Raw genomic sequence first — 20,547 nt, 5'->3', positions numbered from 1 at the left:
CGGGCACAGCAAGCACGGAAGTGAGTTGTTCAGGATGAGTGAAGTTTCAACCGGACCGGTGTCGGTGGACATGGTCGACGGCGTCGCGCGGGTCAGCATGTTCCACCCACCGGTCAATGCCCTGGGACTGCCGCTGCGCAGAGCACTGGTGGATGCACTTGCCGGCATTGCCCACAATCGGCAGGCAACTGCGGTACTGCTGACAGGGCAAGCCAACGCGTTCTCCGCGGGAGCGGATATTACCGAATTTAATGCGGCCGCAGGCTCGCCGGATCTGCGCGAGCTGGTCGCCCTGGTGGAAGACTTCCCGCTGCCGGTCATTGCCGCGATCACGGGAGTGGCGCTGGGCGGAGGGCTGGAGCTGGCAATGGCGGCCACCGCACGGCTTGCCGACCCGGAAGCCCGGCTCGGCCTGCCGGAAATCACGCTGGGCCTGCTCCCCGGCGCAGGCGGCACCGGCCGCCTGCCGCGGCTGGTGGGGCCGGAGCGCGCGCTTGACATGATTCTCAGCGGAAAGCCGATCTCCGCGGCGCAGGCCCGCCGGGACGGGCTCGTCGACGCCGTTTTCTCCGACCCGGCCTCGAAAGACGGCGTTCGATGGGCAGCCCACTTCGCGCTGAAGGGTGACCGGACGCGGACGCGGGATCGCCAGCACAAAATCGCCGGGGCGCACGCCGTGCGGGGAACCGTAGCCGCACTGGCGGCCGTCCCGCTGCGCAAGGCCAAGGACCCCTCCGCAGCCCAGGCCGCCATCGACGCCATCACCGCCGGCATCGAAGTCTCCTTCGACGCCGGGGCGCGGGTGGAGCGGGAAAAGTTTGAAGAGCGGCGCCAAAGCCCCGAGTCGGCGGCCCAGCGTTACCTGTTCGCGGCCGAACGCGCGGCCCGCAAACCTAAGAACCTCAACCCCGGGACCGCCACGCGCGTGGCCCGGGCCGGCGTCGTCGGCGCCGGGACCATGGGCGGTGGCATAGCCATGGCACTGGCAGCGGCGGGAATTCCTGTCACCCTCGTCGAGGCGGAGCAGAGCGCGCTGGACCGCGGCCTCGCGCGGATCGAGCAGAACCTTGCCACCTCAGTCGCGCACGGCAGCCGGACAGAGGCTGACGCCAGCAGCGAGCGTGCTTTGATTGAGAGCAGTCTGGATTATGGCGCACTCGCCTCGGCGGATCTGGTGATTGAAGCAGCCTTTGAGGATCTGCCTGTCAAAAAGGACATCTTTGCCGACCTGGACCGCCATGTCCGAGAGGATGCGGTGCTGGCCTCCAATACCTCCTATCTGAACATTGATGCGCTCGCGGCCGGAACGGCCCATCCGGAGCGGGTGCTCGGTCTGCACTTTTTCAGCCCGGCGAATGTGATGCCGCTGGTGGAGGTGGTCCGCGGCTCACACACTAACGCCGAAGCCCTGGCCACCGGCTTCGAACTGGTCCGCCGCATCGGTAAGACGCCCGTCGTCGTCGGAGTCTGTCACGGCTTTGTCGGCAATCGCATGCTGGAGGTCCGCTCCGGTCAGGCCGAGCGGCTGCTGTTGGAGGGTGCGCTCCCCGGACAGGTGGATCAGGTACTGACGGACTTCGGTTTCCGGATGGGTCCATTTGCGATGGGGGATATGGCCGGGCTGGACATTGGCTGGCGTAACCGGAAGGCGCAGGGCCGCACGGCGCCGGTCAGCGACGCGCTCTGCGAGGCGGGTCGGTTCGGGCAGAAAACCGGTACCGGCTACTACGCCTACGAGGGCCGTGACCGCCGGGATGATGCGGCCGTGGCGAAGCTGATCGAGGGTGTTTCCGCGAAGCTGGGTATAGTGCGGCGGCCCATTTCCGAGCAGGAGATCTTGGAGCGCCTGACGCTTCCGATGATCAACGAGGGCGCGCGCATTCTGGCCGAGGGCATCGCGGACCTCCCGGGGGACATCGATGTCATCTGGGTCAAGGGCTACAACTGGCCAGCCTACCGCGGCGGCCCGATGTGGTACGCGGACCAGATGGGGCTTGCGCTCGTCGCGGCACGCCTGCGGCATTATGCGCTCCTGACAGGGGATGCGTCACTGGCGCCGTCGGCGTTGTTGGAGCAGCTGGCCGACGACGGCGCCACCTTTGATGGGTACGGCCGGTGAGTGCAGCTGCCGTGGACGGACGAAGCGCCCGCGCGCAGCGGACCCGGCAGATCATTGCCGACGCGCACATCGCACTGATTAATGACGGCGAACTCCGGCCATCCGCTAAACAGATCGCCGGCCGCGCGGGTGTCTCGCAGCGCGCACTCTGGGACAATTTCAAGGACATGGAAAGCCTGATGGCCGGCACGGCCCGGCAGCAGCTGGACCGGCAGGATGAAGCCTTTCAGTCCCTGGAACCGGGCGCTTCCCTGCCGGAGCGGATCGAGCGCTACTGTCAACAGCGCGCCGTGCTGCTGGAATCGGTGGCGCCGCTGGCACGCGCGGCCGATCTCCAGCGTCCCTTTTCCCCGGCGCTGCAGGAGAACCTGCAGGAGAATCTTCGTCGCATCCGCGCCGCCTTCGAGGCTCTCTTCTCGAAGGAGCTTGCGGCGATGGAACCCGGGGACCGCGAACGCGTAACCCTTGCCGGCTGTACCGCCGCGGACTGGGCCAGTTGGCACTTGCTGCGGGACCAGCTGGGGGAAAGCGTGCAGCAGGCGCGCGAGGTGTTGCAGCTGACCCTGACCGCACTGCTGAGCCGCCCTGCCGGCCCGTCACCCCGTCACCCCGGGCCGCCCTGTAGACCAGATCGGTGGGGCCGCCAGGATTGACCGCAGCACCAGCGCAGACCCGACAATCCCGGACCATATAAAGGAACAGCAACTATGAGCGTTTTATCTCTGGCCGCAATTCTGGCCGAGTCCGCCCGGAAATACCCGAAGAAGACGGCCGTAGTCGACGCCGGCGTTCATTACTCCTACGCCGCGCTGTGGCAGCAGGCACGTAGCTACGCCGCGCAACTGAAAGACGCCGGGCTGGCAGCCGGAGACGTTGTGGGCATCATGTCTGCCAACGTTGTGGAATTCCCGCGGGCCTATTACGCCGTGCAGGCCGTCGGCGCCGTCGTCGTTCCCGTGCATTTGCTGCTCACTGTCGAAGAGATCGTCCAGGTGCTGCGCGACAGCGGCGCGAAGCTGCTTATCTGCCACAGCGCATTTCTCCCGGTCGGTGCGCCGGCCGCACGGGAAGTTGGAATTGAGCTGCTGGTGGTCGGCCCGCTGCCGGAAGAGGAGCGGGCCGCCCTGACCGTGCTGGACCCCCACGGGCCGCAGGAGGTGGCCAGTTACGCGCCGCGGAACCCGGCGGACCCGGCTGTCATTTTTTACACGTCCGGCACCACCGGCAAGCCGAAGGGTGCGATCCTGACGCAGCTCAATATGGTCATGAATGCCACCGTTTCCGCCGTGGACGCCAACGACGTGCACACCGATGACATTGCCCTCGGGTGCCTGCCGATGTTCCATGTCTTCGGCCAAACCGCCAGCATGAACGCCATATTCCGCCTCGGTGCCACGCTGGTGCTGCTGCCCAAATTCAGCCCGGAGGCGGCCTTGGAGATGATGGTGGCGGAAAACGTGAACGTCTTTCACGGCGTGCCGACCATGTACATGCAGCTGTTGGCCGCGGCCAAAGACCGGGGAAAGCTGCCCAAGCTGCGGCTGTGCGTCTCCGGCGGCGCCGCCCTGCCCGTTGCCGTCATGGAGAAATTTAACGCGGCATTCGACGTCACCATTTACGAGGGCTACGGGCTGTCCGAAACGTCGCCCGTGGTCTGCACCAATTCGCCGGCGTCCGGTGTCAAGTCCGGTACTGTGGGGCCGGCGATTTGGGGCGTGGAAGTGCAGATCACCGACCACACCGTTCCGGAGCGGCTGGAGTTCGTGCCCAATGGCCAGCTCGGTGAGATCCTGGTGCGGGGGCACAACGTCTTCGCCGGATACTTGAACGATCCCGACGCCACCGCTGCTGCCATGACGGAGGACTGGTTCCACACCGGGGATCTGGGAACCAAGGACGACGACGGCTTCATCACCGTGGTCGATCGCACCAAGGACGTCATCATCCGCGCCGGATACAACGTCTACCCGCGGGAGGTGGAGGAAGTACTGGCCCGCCACCCGGCGGTGATGCAGGTTGCCGTGATCGGGCTGCCGGACGAGCTGCGCGGTGAGGAGGTCTGCGCCGTGATCAAACTGGAGCAGCAGTTCGTGCAAAATCCGCCGAGCGCGGAGGAAATCATTGCCTGGAGTAAGGAACATTTGGCCAAGCACAAGTACCCGCGCGTCATCCGCTTTATCGACCAAATTCCGCTGGGACCGAGTCAGAAGGTCCTTAAGCGGGAGCTGCGGAGCACTTACTCGGCACAGTGATCCCAGGCATCGACTCGAGGGCAGCTGGGTGGAGGATCTGACTGTTACTCAGGAAACTCCCAAGTGGGCGTGCGAGTCGGCCGAGCGGCCCTGGGAGGTCCGAATCGAAGCCTGGGGGATCATATAATATAGAACATATTTACGGTATATTATGGACAACTTCCGTGTGTTTCGAATATAATAAAGATATGGCACGCGGGGGTTTCTTTGAACTGCTGATCGAGGGAAGCCTCGTTGATCTGCCCTGCGAGCCGGACGTGCCCTGCGAGCCGGGCCTGGATTGCCGGTCGGACCGCCGGTCGGGTGTCGGGTCTGTGCCGTTGGAGGCCCGCGTCCGGGCCCTGGCGTTGGAGACCATTGAAACCCATGGCGGCACCGAACACGTCGATATGGACCCGCGACTGGTGACCTGTGCACTGTTGACCGTTGATCCGGCGTCGCTGGATGCCGGGCAGCAGGTAGAGTATTTCACCGTGTGCCAGCGGCTGACATCCTGGACGCAGGCCCGCCAGGTCCGTGCCCTGGCCGCCTTCGCTGACCAACGCCCGCCCCTGCCCGCGGAAACACCGAAACGCCGGCACCCGGAAACATCGAGGTGGGCTGCGGCGGAGGTCGGTGCGGCTCTGGGCATCAGCCGCCTGGCCGGCGAAAGGAAACTCGTCCAGGCCCAGGACCTGGTCGACTCCCTGCCCGGAGTCCTCGCCGCTCAGGAAACCGGGGAACTCGATCAACGCCACGTCAGCGCCGTCTTGGACGGGTTGGACACCACACCGCGGGAGGTCTGGCCCGCCGTTGAAACCTTCATCCTTCCCCGCACCGGGTCACTGACCTCGAAGGCGCTGGAAAAATACGTACGTCAAAGCGCGGAGAAACTTAACCCCGAACCCCTGGCCGTTAGGTACGAGCGGGCGCGTACCTCCCGGGACGTGTGGTTCTTTCCCCAGCCCGACGGGATGGCCGAGATCGGTGCGCGCCTGCCCGCCGCAGACGCCCGGCGCCTGTATGAAACCATCGACGCCTGGGCCCGGCACGCGCAAAAAGAAAACGACTCCTCCACCGGCGCCACCCCGGGAGGCAAACCCTCCCGCGCCGTCACCGAATACCGGGCCGACATTTTCCTGGACCTCTTCGACCTCGCCCTTAACGCCGCCGACAAGGCCGGTACCGAGGGCATGGAAGGCACCGCCCCGCATGCCGGAACGGCACGCCGTGGCTGGCGGACGGGGTGTGGGAGGCACGCTCCGGCGCAGATCGCGGTGACGGTGCCCGTCCTGACCCTCATGGGCCTGAATGAAATGCCCGCCACCGTCGACGGCTACGGACCCATCCCCGCGCATATTGCCCGGGAACTCGCAGCGAAAGCGAAGTCCTGGATACGGATCCTCACTCATCCCGAAACCGGTACCATCCTCTCCATCGGCCGGACCGGTTACACCCCTCCCGCGGACCTGAAACGCTGGATCATCCACCGTGATCAAACTTGCACCGGCATCGGCTGCGACAAACCCGCCCGGACCTGCGACATCGACCACACCGTCCCCTACCACCGGCAAACCTACACCCCCGACGGCACACCCCTGCCCCTGGGCAAAACCGCCGACACCAATCTCGGGGCCCGATGTGACTACGACCATCACCTCAAAGACAACCCCGGAACCGGCTGGACCGTCACCCAACCCACCCCCGGAACCTTCACCCACACCTCACCCACCGGCCGCACCTACACCAAGAACCCCCAACCCCCACCCTTTTAGACCCTGGGGCTGATAGCCTCGATTCCGCTGAAACAGCAGCACGTTGGATGTATGAGAAACGACTAAGACCCCAAGCTCGATTGTCATCTTGATGCGGGGTCTTCATCAGAGTTCTACTTCAAAAACGCTATGGTCTGATCAACGTATCCAAGGAGTACGAAAAAGTTCTTTCTTGGCAGTCGATGAGCGCACTTGCGGCGGGCGCGGCCGGATATCGTGGGGAACAGGAAACACAAGTCTTTAGCTCCAAACCAAGGAATCAGCCTGAAAATCTTTCAACCAGTCCCAACCTCACCAGTCCCGGCTGCGGCCAGCCGCAAACAGAAACAATATTGCGCGGCGGCGATGGCAGGTGTCGTGATCTACACAGGGGTGGACGTCCTTCTGCAGCGGTTACCGCCGCACTACAGCGCGATTCGTGACGCCGAGAGCAATCTGGCAGTGGGACCGTACGGCTGGGTGATGAACCTGAATTTCCTGGGCCGCGCGGTCACGACGTTCGCCGTGGCGCGTGCCGTGCTGGGAACGGGCCCCGCTTCGCGGAGGAGGACCACCGGCGCCACCCTTTTGGGCATCGGCGGAGTGTCGTCCGGTGTCTTGGCTTTCTTTCCCACCGATATCTTGACGGACATTCCCGGCCCTCTCCCCAGCGCTGACGCCGCGGGCACTGACGCCGCGGGCGCGTCCGTGGCAGTGCAAGCAGCAACGGCGACGCCCGGTGGTATGGTGCACCTGATCGTAGCGGGGGCCGGGTTTGTCAGCGCCCTGGCCGGAATCTGCCTATTGACGCAATGGCTTCGGAGCTACCCACCGCTGCGGCCCATATCCCGGGCTGCCACTGGATTTGCCGCCGTCGGCGCCGTCGGCCTCGTTTCCCTGGGGCTGTCCAGCCGATTATTCCCGAGGTTCCTCGGACTTGCCGAGCGGGTGGCTCTGGCCGGGATCCTGGGCTGGGCCTTTAGCGTGTCAGCGGGAATCCGCTCCCTGTCGCGGACCAGATGACCCTGTCGGGGACCCGATGATCCGGTCGCGGCCGGAGTACACGGCGGCGACGCACAGAGCTGCCATAGCCACGGCGATAACGGCCAATGGCAGCGTCCAGCCACCGGTCCAGTCGTGCAGGGCGCCAAACACGACGGGACCGGCCGCCCCGACGGCGTACCCCAACGACTGGGCCATCCCGGAGAGGGCTGCGGCCTGGGTGTGATGCACCGTGCGCAGGCTGAACAACGACAGGGCGACGACGATGAGGCTTCCGCAGCCGAGGGCACCGAAAATGATCCAGAGCAGCATCAAGCCAGGCGCCGCGGCCATGCCCGCATAGGCGATGAATACCAAGATACTGCTCAGCAGAGCGATGAGCCGCTGATCGGCAAATCTATGCAGCACCGCTCCCGCGGCGAAGCTGGTCACCACGTTGATCAGCAGGAAGAGCGACAAGTGTGCTCCGGCCGCGGCTTCGGACACTCCCTGGCTGTGTTCAATGCTGGGCAGCCAGGCCATGAAGACGTAAAACGAGACGGACTGCAGTCCCATAAAGGTGGTGACCTGCCAGCCGAGAGCCGATTTCCAGGGGGAGGAATAGCAGCCCCGGTGCAAGCCGGGTTCCCGCTTAGACGCCGGGCGGCGCCCAAGGAAGGGCAGCAGGAAGCCCATCGCCACCAGAACAAGCCCGACCCAGATACCCAGGGCCAGTCGCCAACCACCGGGAGAGGATTGTGCGATCGGCACCACGAGCGCTGTCCCGATGGCTGCCGCGGCCGCCTGCACAGCCGTGTAACTCCCCGTCACCTGGCTGACCCGGTCCGGGAAGTCGCGTTTTACCAGCGAGGGCACCAGGACATTGAGGACCGCGATGCCCACTCCCACGAGCCCGGTTCCGATCCATACGTAACCGGCGACCGGGAGCGAACGAAGCACAATACCGGCAGCAAGGATAAGTAAAGCGGCCCATAGCGCGCGGTCCAGTCCCAACCAGCGCGCGAAGGCGGGCGCGATCGGAGAGAACAGGGCAAAGACGATCAGCGGCAGACCGGTCAGAAATCCGGCAGCGGTGCTGGACAGGGACAAGTCGGCGCTGATGTCGCTCAAAAGCGGTCCGACGCTGACGAAGGAGACCCGCAGATTCACCGCTATAAATATGACTCCGATAAAGGCAAAGCCAAAGCGGACGCTTCGTCCGGTCTTCGGGTTCACGTCTGCTGCGACGGGCAGTTTGTTCCCCCTACCGTGGCTCATCCGGGTCCTCGGGGGATTTCCGGCGCCGGTCCGCAATCAGGTCCTTGCTGCGCAGCAGTCGCAGCGCGGTCACCAGCAGCAGACCGCCGGCCATATTGAAGACCAGTGTGTAGCCGAACCAGCCCAGCCACTGCAGGTACGTGATGGGCGCCCCGGCGTGGAGCGCACCAAAGATCAGCAGTGAATCCAGGATCGAATGGAACAGCGGCAGTCCGGAGAGCAGGAAGCCGCCGGCTATGGCCGCAACGATCTTGGCGACGTCGGACTCGGTGCCGTGCTGCATCCGGGTCATCAGCGTGATGGTGCTACCGCCCAAGACGGCGAGGCAGATGTTCTGTAAAGAGATGGGCGTGGCGACAAAATGCTGCGCGGACTCAGTGACGGTACCGGTCCATTCCGGGAAGGCCCGCAGGACCAGCCACATGATGACCCAGCCGCTGACCAGGTTGGCAACGAGCGTTCCTGCCCACAGCTTTGCCAGCTTCCCGATACTTGCCTCGCGGGCGGCGACGGCGGCGATCGGTACCAGGAAGCCCTCGGTGAAGAGTTCGCTCTTGGCCAGCAGCAGGGCAATAAAGCCGATGCTGAAGGCCACGCCGGCCAGCAGCGAGCTGCCGGTTTCATGCTTTACCGCAAGGTAGGCCATGATCCCGGTGCCGATTTCCAGGCCGCCGAAGGTCCCGGTAATGAGGACGGACGCCCAGGTGCGGTTGAGCCGCTGGGCACCCTCATCCACGATCCGGCTAAACGAGTCCTGGATTTCGTCTTCGACCGGGGCATCACTTTTGCCCAGTTGTTTACGCCGCGCCTGATCACTCATCCGGTGGAAGCCTTTCATCGCAGGATCTGGCTTTTTATCCTAGTAGGCGCGGTGCCCACAACGTGGAATCCGGACAACGAACTGGCATCGCGGCCGCCCGGAACATATCGTCGGTATAGGCCCAATTCCGCAACCAGGCAGGGATACGATGAGCAGGAACAGCAGAAACCGGCATAAAGTCAAGGACACTGCCGCCCGGAAGGGCAGCAAGGGTGCCGCCGGTTCGGCGTCGACCTCGATGAGCACGTTCCGGGCGGGCCGCGCCATTGACGCGCTCACGCCGGCATTCGTGCAGTGGTTCGACGACGGTTCAGTCGGCTCGGCCACCGCGGCGCTGGAATACCTGGCGGACGTCAAAGCCGTCATCGGCCGTTATATGGAAGGTACGGCCGCGGCGGAGGTGACGGTCTTCGAACCCATACCGCTGGCGATGGCCACCACCGACGTGCTGGTAGCCACGGACGACGAAGCGGACGCTATGTTCATCGTGGACGCCGTTCACGCGTACGTCGATTTCCTCTCCGAAACGGGCAGATGGACCGGCTCCGCGGAGCAGTTGGCCCAGGTCATGGACTTCTTCGAAACTATTGACGACGACGACGACCTTGGCCTGATTGATATGCCGGAGCTGAGCGAGGATGAGGCGCTCAAGGCGTTGGCCGGCCTGCCGCTCATCCAGTGGACAACGGCCCTGCTGCAGTGGATCGGCGACGGCAGGCCCGTCACTGGCACGGGAGCCCTGCGCCTGAAGGATCTTCAAGAGGCGGCCGCGTGCGTTGGAGTGTCGGTCCGCGGCGCCGTCAAGGGCGCACAGCCGGACGACGCCCTTCCCTTCGTCAAGTCCATGCAGGACGTGCCGCTGCTGCCGCAGATCTGGGCCGCGCTGGAAGCCGCCGAGCTGATTGAAATCAAGGCTACGAAGGTGGTGCCGTTCGAGGATGCCGAGGGCTTCCTGTCCGGCACGGCGGCAGAGCGCGTGGAGGCATATAGCTTCTACGCCACGCGGTTCCTGGAGCAGACCGTGCTGGGCATTGACCCGGCCTTTCCCGACATGTCTGCGACCCTGGCCGGGTTGGAGGTGTCGATCCTGATCGCTGCGTCGACTTCTGAGCCTCCGTCGCTGGAACGCGTCCTCGCCCTGGCTGACCAGGCGCCGGAAGAGGAGAAGAGGATCACGGAAATCATCAGCCGCCTGGCCCTGGGCAGGCTGGAAAGGCTCGCTGAACTGGGCCTGTTGACCATCGACACCCATTTCCGCGTGCCACCGGCGTTAATCGGCTGTGTCGTGGACGCCTTCGACGATGACGTGATTGATCGCCTGCATCTCGGGGAAGCCGGGGACGACGCGAAGCTTCCGGCCGCCGCACCCGTCCTGCAGCTGAAGATCCAGCTCAAAAATGCCAAACCACCCATCTGGCGACGCGTTCTGGTCCCGGCCGACATGCCGCTGGACCGGTTGCACAGTGTCATTCAGAGCGTGTTCGGATGGTTGGATTACCACCTGCACAACTTCCAGACCGGTGGTTTCCGCGGCCCCAGCTATGCTCCGGTAGATCCGGATGGCCTCTCCGACTCCTTTGGCGAACCATCCCTGGACGAGTCCACGGTCACGGTGGGCGAACTGCTGCGGGAGGTCGGCAGCAAAATGGTCTATACCTATGATTTCGGCGACGACTGGGAGCACGCCATCGCCGTGGAAAAGATCCTGACAGACGGCGGCGGCCAGCTTCCGCAGTGCACCGGCGGCAGGGGCGCTGCGCCGGCTGAGGACAGCGGCGGAACCTGGGGCTGGACCAAGATTGTGCAGGCCGTCAACGATCCGGAGCATGAGGAGCACGAGGAGTACCGGGAATGGCTGGGCCTGCAGTCCGGTGAGACCTTGGACCCCAAGGCCTTTGACGTGGAAGAGGCCAACGGAGACCTGGCTGATATTTTCTGACGCAGGTCTTCGCATGGCCGGGCCGCCATATGGCTACTCTATGTCCAGTTCCTCACCGATGCCGGGCCGGCGTCGGGCACTCGGTTGGACCGGGAAGCGGCGCCCGCTGATCTGGTCCGGGACAATACGGACGAAGTGGTTCTTTTCCCCGGGCTGCCAGGGAAAAAGCGGCAACATGGCGCCGGCCGCGGCCTCGTCGATGTCCTGATGCTTCTCCGCCGTGCCCTTGATGACAGCACTCCAAGCCTTTGAGGTGGACCGATCGTAGCCGTCCACCTCAAAGGCCAGCGGGTAGCCCGAGCGCACGCCGTCCAGTTTGGAACCCTCAGCGCTGCGGAAAACAACCGTCCCGTGGTCCACCACGTAGGTCAGCGGAAAGATCTCCGGATGGTCGTCGATGATGACGGCCAGCCGGCCGATGTCCGCGCTGCGCAGGGCGTCCCAGCACTCGCGGGTGGAGAGGTGCTCGATTGAGTGAACTTCGTCGTTGGCGTCCATAGTGCCATCCTAGGCTGGTCGCGGCCCCAAAGGGTGAGCTGATTTTCCTTGGCTTTGCACCTGTTGCCCGTTCAACGGTTGCGGGTGTCGCGATCCCGGGTGCCCACGGCGGACCAGCCGCGGCGCACCGGTTCGGCAACGGCCCTGCCTGCAACCTTGCCCTTGTCCCGGCTCCGATAAACAATGTAAGGCCGGAACAGATAGTGCAGTGGTGCCGTGAAGGCGTGCACCAGGCGGGTGAAGGGCCAGATGGTGAACAGCAGCATGCCCACTAGTGTGTGCAGGTGGAACGCAAAAGGGGCGTTGGTCATCGCCGCAATGTCCGGCTGGAAAATGAACAATGAACGGAACCAGGGGGAGACGGTTGCGCGGTAGTTGTGTCCTTCTTCGCCCAGAAAGACGCTGGCCAGCGTGGTCCACAAGCCGAAGACAATGGCGGCGGTCAGTACCACATACATCATTTTGTCATTGCGGGTGGTGGCCATGAAAACCGGGCCCGTCGTCCGCCGTCGGTAGATCAGCAAGATGATGCCACCGAGTGTGCCGATACCGGCGATGCCGCCTACGAAGAGCGCGTTGAAGTGGTAGAAGTCCTGGCTCATGCCCACCGCTTGAGTCCAGGACATCGGTATCACCAGGCCGAAGAAATGACCGGCGATGACGGCCAGCAGGCCGAAGTGGAAGACCGGTGAGCCGATGCGCAGCAGCCTCGATTCGTACAGTTGCGAAGACCTGGTGGTCCAGCCGAATTGGTCGTATTTGTACCGCCAGATGAGTCCGCCAACCAGCACGACCATCATCACGTACGGCAGCACGCCCCATAGCAGGATGTCCATCTCAGCTCCTTGCCAGCGGCAGCAGCCGCGGATCGTAGGGTTCCAGGCCGACCGATTCGGTGGGCGGCCCGTATCCGGCCATCTTCATGACTGCCTGTTGGTCAGCAGGGGATTTTCCGGGCAGGGTGTCACAGATGGCGCGCAGGATTAGGCTGTGCGGGAGTTTGTCATCGAGCAGACCGAGCCGGAGCATTTCCAGGCTGGGCCGGTACTTGATCAGCAGTTCCCGGCCGGCGTCCAGATCAACGCAGGCGGCGAACTCCAGCACCATCGGCAGGTAATCCGGCAGTTCCCCGTGGGTGTCCACCAGGAACTCGCTGCGCCGATAGACCTGCTTGAAGGCACCCAGAACCTGTCCCCGGCGTCGGGTGTCGCCGTCGGTCCAATAGGACAGATGGAGAGCGTGGCGTTTGCCGAGGTCGAACTCCTGCACGTACCGGGCCTGCACCTCCAGGGGGCGGCCGGAGCCCAGAAGGGTCAGGACGGGCTCGAAGTCCTGGACCGTGCCCGGATGCCCTGCCAGCACCGACCTGATCAGCGGCAGCCGCTCCAGGACCGCGTCGTCCGGGTAGGAGAGGCACCACGAAGCGGCCAGGTAAACAGCCCTGTCACGGGCAGCAGCCGCACGGACAGCTGTTTCTCTTTTAGTGCCCGACTTTTTACCGGCCGGCTTAGTTCGATCCCTCACGGCTCCTCCCGGTGGGCCGGGGAGTCCGCGCTCATCCGCGGCGCATCCCGCTTGTCCGGAAACAGCCCGCGGGGTGTCCCGTTGCCGTCCCAGTTGAGCAGGTTGACCCGCCCGCGAAGGGACTGTTCACCGGCAACCGTGTCCGAGGTCTGCCGGTCGCGCAGGGCATTGAACGTCTCCACTGCCACCGGAGTGGGTTTGCCGCTGGCCTCCCCGAACGGAGAATCCTGCATGCCGGGGCCGCCGTCGAAATCCAACGAGCAGCCCATTTCTTCCAGATCGTGGGCCTGTTCCATGTGCGCCTGCGGGATGACGTAGCGTTCCTCGTATTTGGCGATCGCCATCAGCCGGTACATTTCGTACATGTCCTGTCCCGACATGCCCACCGCAGCGGGGATGGAATCGTCGGGATCGTTGCCCATGCTGATGCCGCGCATATAGGAGCGCATGGCCGCGAGCTTTTTAAGCACGGCGGTGACCCGTTCAGCGTCCCCGGCGGTGAACAGTTCCGCCAGGTACTCGACCGGGATCCGCAGCGCATCGATGGCTCCGAACAAATTTCCGTAGTCCTCCGCGTCGTGGCCCTGTTCCTTGAGTAGGTCGACGACGGGCGAAAGCGGCGGGACGTACCAGACCATCGGCATCGTGCGGTATTCGGGGTGCAGCGGCAGGGCCACCTTGTAGACCTTGGCCAGTGCATAGACAGGCGAGCGCTGCGCAGCGTCAATCCAGTCGTCCTGGATGCCCTGTGCCCGGGCCGCGGCTATCACGGCGGGGTCGTGCGGGTCCAGCAGCACGTCCATCTGCGCGTCGTAAAGTTCCTGCGGATCGGTCACCGACGCCGCCGCGGTGACCGCGTCGGCGTCGTACAGGAAGAGCCCCAGGTAGCGCAGCCGGCCCACGCAGGTTTCCGAGCACACCGTCGGCAGCCCCACCTCGATCCGGGGGTAGCAGAAAGTGCACTTCTCGGCCTTGCCGGTCTTGTGGTTGAAATACATTTTCTTGTAGGGGCAGCCGGTGATGCACTGCCGCCAGCCGCGGCACTTGTCCTGGTCCACCAGCACGATGCCGTCTTCCACCCGCTTGTAGATGGCTCCGGAGGGGCAGGACGCCATGCAGGACGGGTTCAGGCAGTGTTCGCAGATCCGCGGCAGGTAGAACATGAAGGTCTTCTCGAATTCGAGCTTGATTGTGTCCTCGGATTCGCGGCGGAGCTTTTCGATGACCGGATCCAGATGGCCCATTTCGGGGGAGCCGCCAAGGTCATCGTCCCAGTTGGCGGACCAGGTGATCTTCGTATCCTTGCCGGTGATCAGGGATTTGGGCCGGGCCACCGGAAAATCATCGCCCAGGGGTGCATCGATAAGGGTCTTGTAATCGTAGGTCCAGGGCTCGTAATAGTCCTTGAGCTCGGGCTGGACCGGGCTGGCGAAGAGCCCGAACATCTTGCTGACCCGCCCGCCCGCCTTCAGGACCAGTTTCCCGCGCTTGTTCAGCGACCAGCCGCCCTGCCACTTTTCCTGATCCTCGTACCGGCGCGGATACCCCTGTCCGGGCCGGGTCTCCACATTGTTGAACCAGACGTATTCGGTGCCGGCCCGGTTGGTCCAGGCCTGTTTGCAGGTGACCGAACAAGTGTGGCAGCCGATGCACTTGTCAAGATTCATGACCATGCCCATTTGAGCCATTACACGCATCAGTACTGCACCTCCTGGGAACGACGGCGGATGGTGGAAACGTTGTCCCGCTGGTTTCCGGTGGGGCCAAGGTAGTTGAACGCGTACGTCAGCTGGGCATAGCCGCCGATCAGGTGCGACGGTTTTACCAGCAGCCGCGTCAGCGAGTTGTGGATGCCGCCGCGCCGTCCGGTCGCCTCCGACTTAGGCACATCGATGGTGCGCTCCTGGGCGTGGTAGACATACACCACCCCCTCCGGCATCCGGTGACTGACCACGGCCCGCGCCACGTAGACGCCGTTGATGTTCACGCATTCAACCCAGTCGTTGTCCTTGGCCTCGATGGACGCCGCATCCGCCGGGCTCATCCAGACAGTCGGTCCGCCGCGGGAGAGCGAGAGCATCAGCAGATTGTCCTGGTATTCGGAGTGGATGGACCACTTCGAATGCGGGGTCAGGTAGCGCACCACCACCTCCTTGGTGCCGTTCGGCCCCAGCTTCGGCTCACCAAACAAGCGCTGCATGTCCAGCGGCGGCCGGTAGATGGGCAGCGCCTCCCCGACATCACGGATCCAGTCGTGGTCCAGGAAGAAGTGCATCCTCCCGGTGAGCGTATGCCAGGGTTTGAGCCGCTCCACATTGATGGTGAACGGGGAGTACCGGCGACCGCCGGATTCGGAGCCGGACCACTCCGGGGAGGTAATCACCGGGACGGGACCGGCCTGGGTCTGGGCGAAGGTGATGAATTTTTCCTCGGATCCTTCGGCAAGGTCCGCCAGTTTCCGGCCGGTCCGGATTTCCAGGTCCTTGAACCCCTGTACTGCCAGCTGGCCGTTGGTGGTGCCGGAAAATGCCAGGATCGCCTCGGCCATCTTGGCATCGGTATCGATCGCGGGCCGCCCGTCTGCCGCGCCGCCGAGCATCACACCGTTGGCGTGGCTGAGCCGTTTCAGCGCGCCGTCGAGTTTGTAGGTGACGTTCTTGACGGTGAAGCCGAGCGTGTCCGCCAGCGGGCCGACGGCGGCGAGCTTCTGGGCGATGGCCGTATAGTCCCGCTCCACCACGGAAAAGACGGGCATGTTTTGTCCCGGCACCGCCGGGATACCCGGTTCGCGCCAGTCCCGGACGATGCCGCCGGGCTGGGCCACCTGGCCGGCGGTGTCATGCTGAAGGGGGACGCTGACCAGGTCGCGGCGGACTCCCAGATGAGTCTGGGCCTGCCGGGAGAGCTCTTCGGCCAGCAGATGGAAGGTCTCGAAGTCTGTCTTGGTTTCCCAGGGCGGGTCGATGGCGGGGGTGAAGGCGTGCACAAAGGGGTGCATGTCCGTGGAGGAGAGATCGTGTTTCTCGTACCAGGTGGCGGCCGGGAAAACGATGTCGGACAGCAGCGTGGTGGAGGTCATCCGGAAATCGGCGGAGACCAGCAGGTCAAGCTTGCCCTCCGGCGCCTGCTCATGCCACCTGACGTCCCGGGGTTTGAGTCCCTCGGCATGGTCCTTGCCCATCACGTTGTTGTGTGTTCCGAGCAGGTTCCGCAGAAAGTATTCATTGCCCTTGGCCGAGGAACCGAAGAGGTTCGACCGCCAGAGCACCAGGGTCCGCGGCCAGTTCTCCGGCGCGTCCACGTCCTCGATGGCCGGCGTCAATGTCCGGTTCTTGAGGGCATCGGCAATATAGGACGGCGTGTCCTGCGCGGTTCCGGCGGCGACGGCGGCCTCGGCCTCGTCCGCAATATCCAGCGGGTTGCGGTCAAACTGCGGGTAGAACGGCATCCACCCCAGCCTGGCGGACTGGGCCATGGTGTCAGCGGTGTGCATGCCGTCCAGGCTTCCGGTGGAGAGCGGGGATTTCAGCGCGTCCGCGGAGTAGCCGTCCTGGCGCCACTGGTCGGTGTGCATGTACCAGTAGCCGGTGCCGATCATGGTCCGCGGCGGCCGGGCCCAGTCCAGGGCATTGGCAATAGAGATCCATCCGGTGGTGGGCCGGGTTTTTTCCTGCCCCACGTAGTGCGCCCAGCCGCCGCCGTTGCGTCCCATGCAGCCGGTAAGCATCACCAGGGACAGCACCGCCCGGTAAGTCGCGTCGCCGTGGAACCACTGGCAGATGCCGGCGCCCATAATGATCATCGAGCGGCCCTTGGACTGCTCGGCATTGCGGGCAAATTCGCGTGCCACCCTGATACACGCCTGCGCGGGGACAGAGGTGATCTCCTCCTGCCAGGCCGGGGTGTACGGGGTGCCGGCGTCGTCGTAGTCGGCGGCCCAGTCACCAGGCAGCCCCGGCCTGCCGACGCCGTATTGCGCCAGCATCAAATCGAACACGGTGGTGACCAGATGCCCGTCCACCCGCAGCACCGGAACGCCGCGGCGCAGCACGCTGCCGGCGCCGGCCGGGTCTTCGAAACAGGGCAGCAGGATTTCGGCACTCTCGGACGAGACCTCCAGCAGCGACAGCGCCGGCTCCACACCCTCCAGGTCCAGATTCCATTTGCCCTTCCCCGATTCGTTGTAACGGAACCCCATTGAGCCGTTGGGTACCACCGCGCGGCCGGTCAGCTTGTCAAAGAGCACCGTCCGGAACGCCGGATCTTCGGCCCCCGCTTCAGCCGGCAGGTCAGCGGCGGTGAGGAACTTGGACGGAACCAGGCCGCCGCCGTCGTGCTCTTCCAGCCGCACCAAAAACGGCAGGTCCGTGTACTGCCGGACGTAGCCGGAGAAGTACGGCACCTCGCGGTCGACGAAGAATTCCCTGAGCATCACATGGCCCATGGCCATGGCCAGCGCGGCGTCGGTTCCCGCCTGCGCCGGCAGCCACTCGTCCGCGAACTTGGTGTTGTCCGCATAGTCCGGACTGATCGCGACCACTTTGGTTCCGCGGTAGCGCACCTCCGTCATCCAGTGCGCGTCCGGCGTCCGGGTCACCGGGACATTGGAACCCCACATCATCAGATAGGTGGAATCCCACCAGTCGCCGGATTCCGGCACATCCGTCTGGTCCCCGAACACCTGCGGACTGGCCACCGGCAGGTCAGCGTACCAGTCGTAGAAGGAGGTCATCACTCCACCGATCAGCTGAATAAAGCGGTTGCCGACGGCGTGGGAGACCATGGACATCGCCGGAATGGGGGAGAAGCCGGAGCAGTGATCGGGCCCGTAGGTCTTGATGGTGTGGGTATGCGCGGCGGCTGCCATCTCGATGGCCTCCTGCCAGGACACTCGGACCAGCCCGCCCTTGCCGCGCGCCTGCTGGTAGCGCCGCCGTCGTTCGGGGTCGGTGACGACGTCCGCCCACGCCAACACCGGATCCTTCAGCCGCCCCTTGGACTCGCGGTACATCTCCACTAGGACGCCGCGGGCATAGGGAAACCTGACACGCGTGGGCGAGTAGGTGTACCAGGAGAAGGCAGCGCCGCGCGGGCAGCCGCGCGGCTCATACTCCGGGCTGTCCGCCCCGACGGAGGGGTAATCCGTCTGCTGCGACTCCCAGGTGATGATCCCGTCCTTGACGTAGACCTTCCAGGAGCAGGACCCGGTGCAGTTCACCCCGTGCGTGGAGCGCACCACCTTGTCATGGCTCCATCTGTCCCGGTAGAACACATCCCCCTTGCGGCCGCCCTCGCGGAACACCGCCCGCGAGTCGTCCGTCTCGTCCCATTTAGTGAAGAAGCGGCCGAGCTTGAGCATTGCGTCCGAAATGGGTCCGTCAAGGCCCGGGGTGATCCGTTCAGTAACCATGCTCACACCATAGGAGCCGGAAATATCCGGCGCTAGAGTCTAACGAATTGTTCACAAAAGCCTGCGCTAATTACCGGCCTTCGGTCCCGGCCGTGGCTTAGACAGGACACGCCCGCGCTGCCTGAGCCGCGTCGGCTACGCTGGGGTAACTGTTATTGCCCTGGTTCGCTACGTCACGTCGGAAGGACCGGATTGGCCAACCATCTTGAGCGCTACCACCAGGTAGCTCAGACCCTTTCCAGGCACGGACTGGCCTGGCTGCTCGGTGCCACCGGACTCGAAAGGCTTGTTACCTTCCCGCGCGGCGGTGGGGACCGGGTGGATGCACCGCTGAGCAATGCCGAACACCTGCGCCTGGCTCTGGAGGAGCTCGGGCCCACGTTCATCAAGCTCGGCCAGGTCCTCTCCACCCGTTCGGACCTGTTGCCTCCTGAGTTCAGAATTGAACTGGCAAAGCTTCAGGACGACGCTCCTGCTTTGCCCGCAGGGACCGTCGAAGAACTGATAGTCCAGGAACTTGGCGCCCTTCCGACTGAGCTGTTTGCGGTCTTTGACCCCGAGCCGCTGGCCTGCGCCTCCATCGGCCAGGCCCATGCGGCCACCTCTATGGACGGAACAGAGCTGGTCGTGAAGATCCGCCGTCCCGGTGTGGTCCGCCAGATCGAAGAGGATCTGGAAATTCTGCAGAACCTTGCAGCCCAGGCCAGCCGCCGTTGGGCCGTCGCCGATGACTACGACCTCGTGGGCATCACTGCGGAATTTGCGCAGACACTGCGTGCCGAATTGGACTATCTGCAGGAAGGCCGGAGCGCCGAGCGTTTTACCGACAACTTCGCCGGCGACGACGGCATCCATATCCCGAAGATTTTCTGGGACTTTACTACCTCCCGGGTTCTGACCATGGAGCGGATCCGAGGAATCAAGGTCAGCGATCTTGCGGCCCTCGACGCCGCCGGCATAGACCGGCGGGACCTGGCCAAACGGGCGGCCGGCGCCGCGGCAAAAATGATTTTCGAGGACGGCTTCTTCCACGCCGATCCGCACCCGGGAAACTTGTTTATCGAAGACGGCGGACGAATCGGCCTGATCGACTTCGGCATGGTCGGCCAGGTGGATGAGAAAATGCGCGCCCAGCTGGGACTACTGCTGCTGGCGTTGGTCCGGCACGACCCCGAGCGGGTCACGGCAGCCCTGCTGGAGCTGGCCACATCGCGCCGGGCTGACGAATCTGTCCGGCTGCACCGCGATGTGGTGTCACTGATCGACCTCTATAAAGGCAAGCCGCTGGCTGAGGTCCCGGTTGTCCGGCTCATTACGGAAACGTTGGCCATTTTGCGCCGTCATCATCTTCAGCTGCCGCGGGAGATGGCGATGCTGCTGAAAATGGTGCTCATGACGGAGGGACTCGGGGTGCTGCTGGACCCGGCCTTTCAGCTCGGAGAGGTGCTCGGTCCCTACGTACAAAAGTTGGCTGTTGAGCGGATATCTATGGCTGCCTTCGCCCGCAAGCTCAGTAAGGCCGGGAGCGACGCCGTCGAACTGGGCCTGGACCTTCCCGGGCAGCTGCGCCGCCTCCTTGCCGTCGTGGACCGCGACGGCGTCGAAGTCCATCTTCGGGCCGCTGAACTCGAGCCGCTGGTAGGACGGATTGAGCGGATCGGCAACCGGCTCGTCGTCGGCATGTTGACCGCAGCCTTCATTCGGGGGATCGGTGACCTCACCACCGCTGACACCTCCCGCTGGCGGCAATGGCAACGGCCGCTGCTTGGTTCCGGACTCGGAGCCGTCGGGAGCTTGGGTGCCTACCTTGGCTGGACGGCCCTGCGCAAACACCGGCCACGCTGAAGCCAGGACCGGCCGCGGTCCTCGGCGTAGCACCGGAGATGAAACCGACAGCTCTGCGCGACAACATTTAGGGGACTTTCGGCCGTAGTCGCACGCCGGTCCGGGGCCTACACTAAGGCTGGCGGAGCGGTGCTCCGGGGGACCACCA

General features: G+C 64.4%; 14 protein-coding genes. 7 read left to right on the top strand and 7 right to left on the bottom strand.

Annotated elements, in window-relative coordinates; genetic code table 11:
- Positions 1-34 precede the first annotated feature (34 nt).
- From OS914_RS02840 to OS914_RS02820, 5 genes are all read left to right on the top strand, one after another.
- Positions 35-2,119, top strand: coding sequence for a 3-hydroxyacyl-CoA dehydrogenase NAD-binding domain-containing protein (locus OS914_RS02840; RefSeq protein ID WP_267544544.1), 2,085 nt, complete (start codon positions 35-37; stop codon positions 2,117-2,119).
- Positions 2,116-2,772 (top strand): TetR/AcrR family transcriptional regulator, encoded by a 657-nt coding sequence (locus OS914_RS02835; RefSeq protein WP_267544543.1) that lies wholly within the window; start codon positions 2,116-2,118, stop codon positions 2,770-2,772. The genes OS914_RS02840 and OS914_RS02835 overlap by 4 nt, the downstream gene beginning before the upstream one ends.
- Before the next feature lie 54 nt (positions 2,773-2,826).
- On the top strand, positions 2,827-4,371 hold the full coding sequence (locus OS914_RS02830; RefSeq protein WP_267544542.1) for a long-chain-fatty-acid--CoA ligase: 1,545 nt from the start codon (positions 2,827-2,829) through the stop codon (positions 4,369-4,371).
- 188 nt (positions 4,372-4,559) lie between these two features.
- Positions 4,560-6,125: a DUF222 domain-containing protein gene (locus tag OS914_RS02825; RefSeq protein WP_267544541.1), complete on the top strand. Its 1,566-nt coding sequence runs from the start codon at positions 4,560-4,562 to the stop codon at positions 6,123-6,125.
- A gap of 357 nt (positions 6,126-6,482) precedes the next feature.
- Positions 6,483-7,127: a DUF998 domain-containing protein gene (locus OS914_RS02820; RefSeq protein ID WP_267544540.1), complete on the top strand. Its 645-nt coding sequence runs from the start codon at positions 6,483-6,485 to the stop codon at positions 7,125-7,127.
- On the opposite strand, the gene OS914_RS02815 is transcribed toward OS914_RS02820, so the two are convergent.
- Together OS914_RS02815 and OS914_RS02810 are read right to left on the bottom strand one after the other, a co-directional pair.
- Positions 7,092-8,363 (bottom strand): MFS transporter, encoded by a 1,272-nt coding sequence (locus OS914_RS02815; protein ID WP_267544539.1) that lies wholly within the window; start codon positions 8,361-8,363, stop codon positions 7,092-7,094. The two genes, OS914_RS02820 and OS914_RS02815, sit on opposite strands and share 36 nt — an antisense overlap.
- Entirely contained in the window at positions 8,350-9,183 is an 834-nt protein-coding gene (locus OS914_RS02810; RefSeq protein ID WP_267544538.1) for a formate/nitrite transporter family protein, read from the bottom strand. Before OS914_RS02810 ends, OS914_RS02815 begins: the two co-directional genes overlap by 14 nt.
- 148 nt (positions 9,184-9,331) lie before the next feature.
- Between OS914_RS02810 and OS914_RS02805 the strand changes: the two genes are divergently transcribed.
- Positions 9,332-11,122: a plasmid pRiA4b ORF-3 family protein gene (locus tag OS914_RS02805; protein ID WP_267544537.1), complete on the top strand. Its 1,791-nt coding sequence runs from the start codon at positions 9,332-9,334 to the stop codon at positions 11,120-11,122.
- A 33-nt stretch (positions 11,123-11,155) separates the two neighbouring features.
- Here OS914_RS02805 and OS914_RS02800 read toward each other — a convergent pair whose 3' ends face one another.
- The 5 genes from OS914_RS02800 to OS914_RS02780 form a co-directional block, all read right to left on the bottom strand.
- Entirely contained in the window at positions 11,156-11,620 is a 465-nt protein-coding gene (locus OS914_RS02800; RefSeq protein ID WP_267544536.1) for a pyridoxamine 5'-phosphate oxidase family protein, read from the bottom strand.
- A gap of 71 nt (positions 11,621-11,691) precedes the next feature.
- Entirely contained in the window at positions 11,692-12,456 is a 765-nt protein-coding gene (narI, locus tag OS914_RS02795) for a respiratory nitrate reductase subunit gamma (protein WP_267544535.1), read from the bottom strand.
- Between the two features lies 1 nt (position 12,457).
- Positions 12,458-13,051 carry a nitrate reductase molybdenum cofactor assembly chaperone gene (narJ, locus tag OS914_RS02790; protein WP_267544632.1) on the bottom strand — a complete coding sequence of 198 codons (594 nt, stop codon included), beginning with the start codon at positions 13,049-13,051 and terminating at the stop codon, positions 12,458-12,460.
- Between the two features lie 89 nt (positions 13,052-13,140).
- On the bottom strand, positions 13,141-14,841 hold the full coding sequence (gene narH, locus OS914_RS02785; RefSeq protein WP_267544534.1) for a nitrate reductase subunit beta: 1,701 nt from the start codon (positions 14,839-14,841) through the stop codon (positions 13,141-13,143).
- Positions 14,841-18,554, bottom strand: a complete 3,714-nt coding sequence (locus OS914_RS02780) for a nitrate reductase subunit alpha (protein WP_267544533.1) — start codon at positions 18,552-18,554, stop codon at positions 14,841-14,843. Before OS914_RS02780 ends, narH begins: the two co-directional genes overlap by 1 nt.
- A gap of 192 nt (positions 18,555-18,746) precedes the next feature.
- Between OS914_RS02780 and OS914_RS02775 the strand changes: the two genes are divergently transcribed.
- The gene (locus OS914_RS02775) at positions 18,747-20,399 is read left to right on the top strand and encodes an ABC1 kinase family protein (protein ID WP_267544532.1); all 1,653 of its coding nucleotides are present in this window, start codon (positions 18,747-18,749) and stop codon (positions 20,397-20,399) included.
- Positions 20,400-20,547 lie beyond the last annotated feature (148 nt).

Origin of the sequence: Arthrobacter endolithicus, from assembly GCF_026627425.1 — a bacterium.
Lineage (GTDB): Bacteria > Actinomycetota > Actinomycetes > Actinomycetales > Micrococcaceae > Arthrobacter_M.
Note: the sequence above shows the minus strand (reverse complement) of the source record. Positions and strands in the feature narration are given on the sequence as shown.

Excerpts from the sequence above, each read along its gene's own strand:
- narI (WP_267544535.1), bottom strand. The coding sequence starts at position 12,456 with ATGGACATCCTGCTATGGGGCGTGCTGCCGTACGTGATGATGGTCGTG.
- OS914_RS02830 (WP_267544542.1), top strand. The coding sequence starts at position 2,827 with ATGAGCGTTTTATCTCTGGCCGCAATTCTGGCCGAGTCCGCCCGGAAA.
- OS914_RS02780 (WP_267544533.1), bottom strand. The coding sequence starts at position 18,554 with ATGGTTACTGAACGGATCACCCCGGGCCTTGACGGACCCATTTCGGAC.
- OS914_RS02805 (WP_267544537.1), top strand. The coding sequence starts at position 9,332 with ATGAGCAGGAACAGCAGAAACCGGCATAAAGTCAAGGACACTGCCGCC.
- OS914_RS02815 (WP_267544539.1), bottom strand. The coding sequence starts at position 8,363 with ATGAGCCACGGTAGGGGGAACAAACTGCCCGTCGCAGCAGACGTGAAC.
- OS914_RS02800 (WP_267544536.1), bottom strand. The coding sequence starts at position 11,620 with ATGGACGCCAACGACGAAGTTCACTCAATCGAGCACCTCTCCACCCGC.
- OS914_RS02825 (WP_267544541.1), top strand. The coding sequence starts at position 4,560 with ATGGCACGCGGGGGTTTCTTTGAACTGCTGATCGAGGGAAGCCTCGTT.
- OS914_RS02810 (WP_267544538.1), bottom strand. The coding sequence starts at position 9,183 with ATGAGTGATCAGGCGCGGCGTAAACAACTGGGCAAAAGTGATGCCCCG.
- OS914_RS02840 (WP_267544544.1), top strand. The coding sequence starts at position 35 with ATGAGTGAAGTTTCAACCGGACCGGTGTCGGTGGACATGGTCGACGGC.
- narH (WP_267544534.1), bottom strand. The coding sequence starts at position 14,841 with ATGCGTGTAATGGCTCAAATGGGCATGGTCATGAATCTTGACAAGTGC.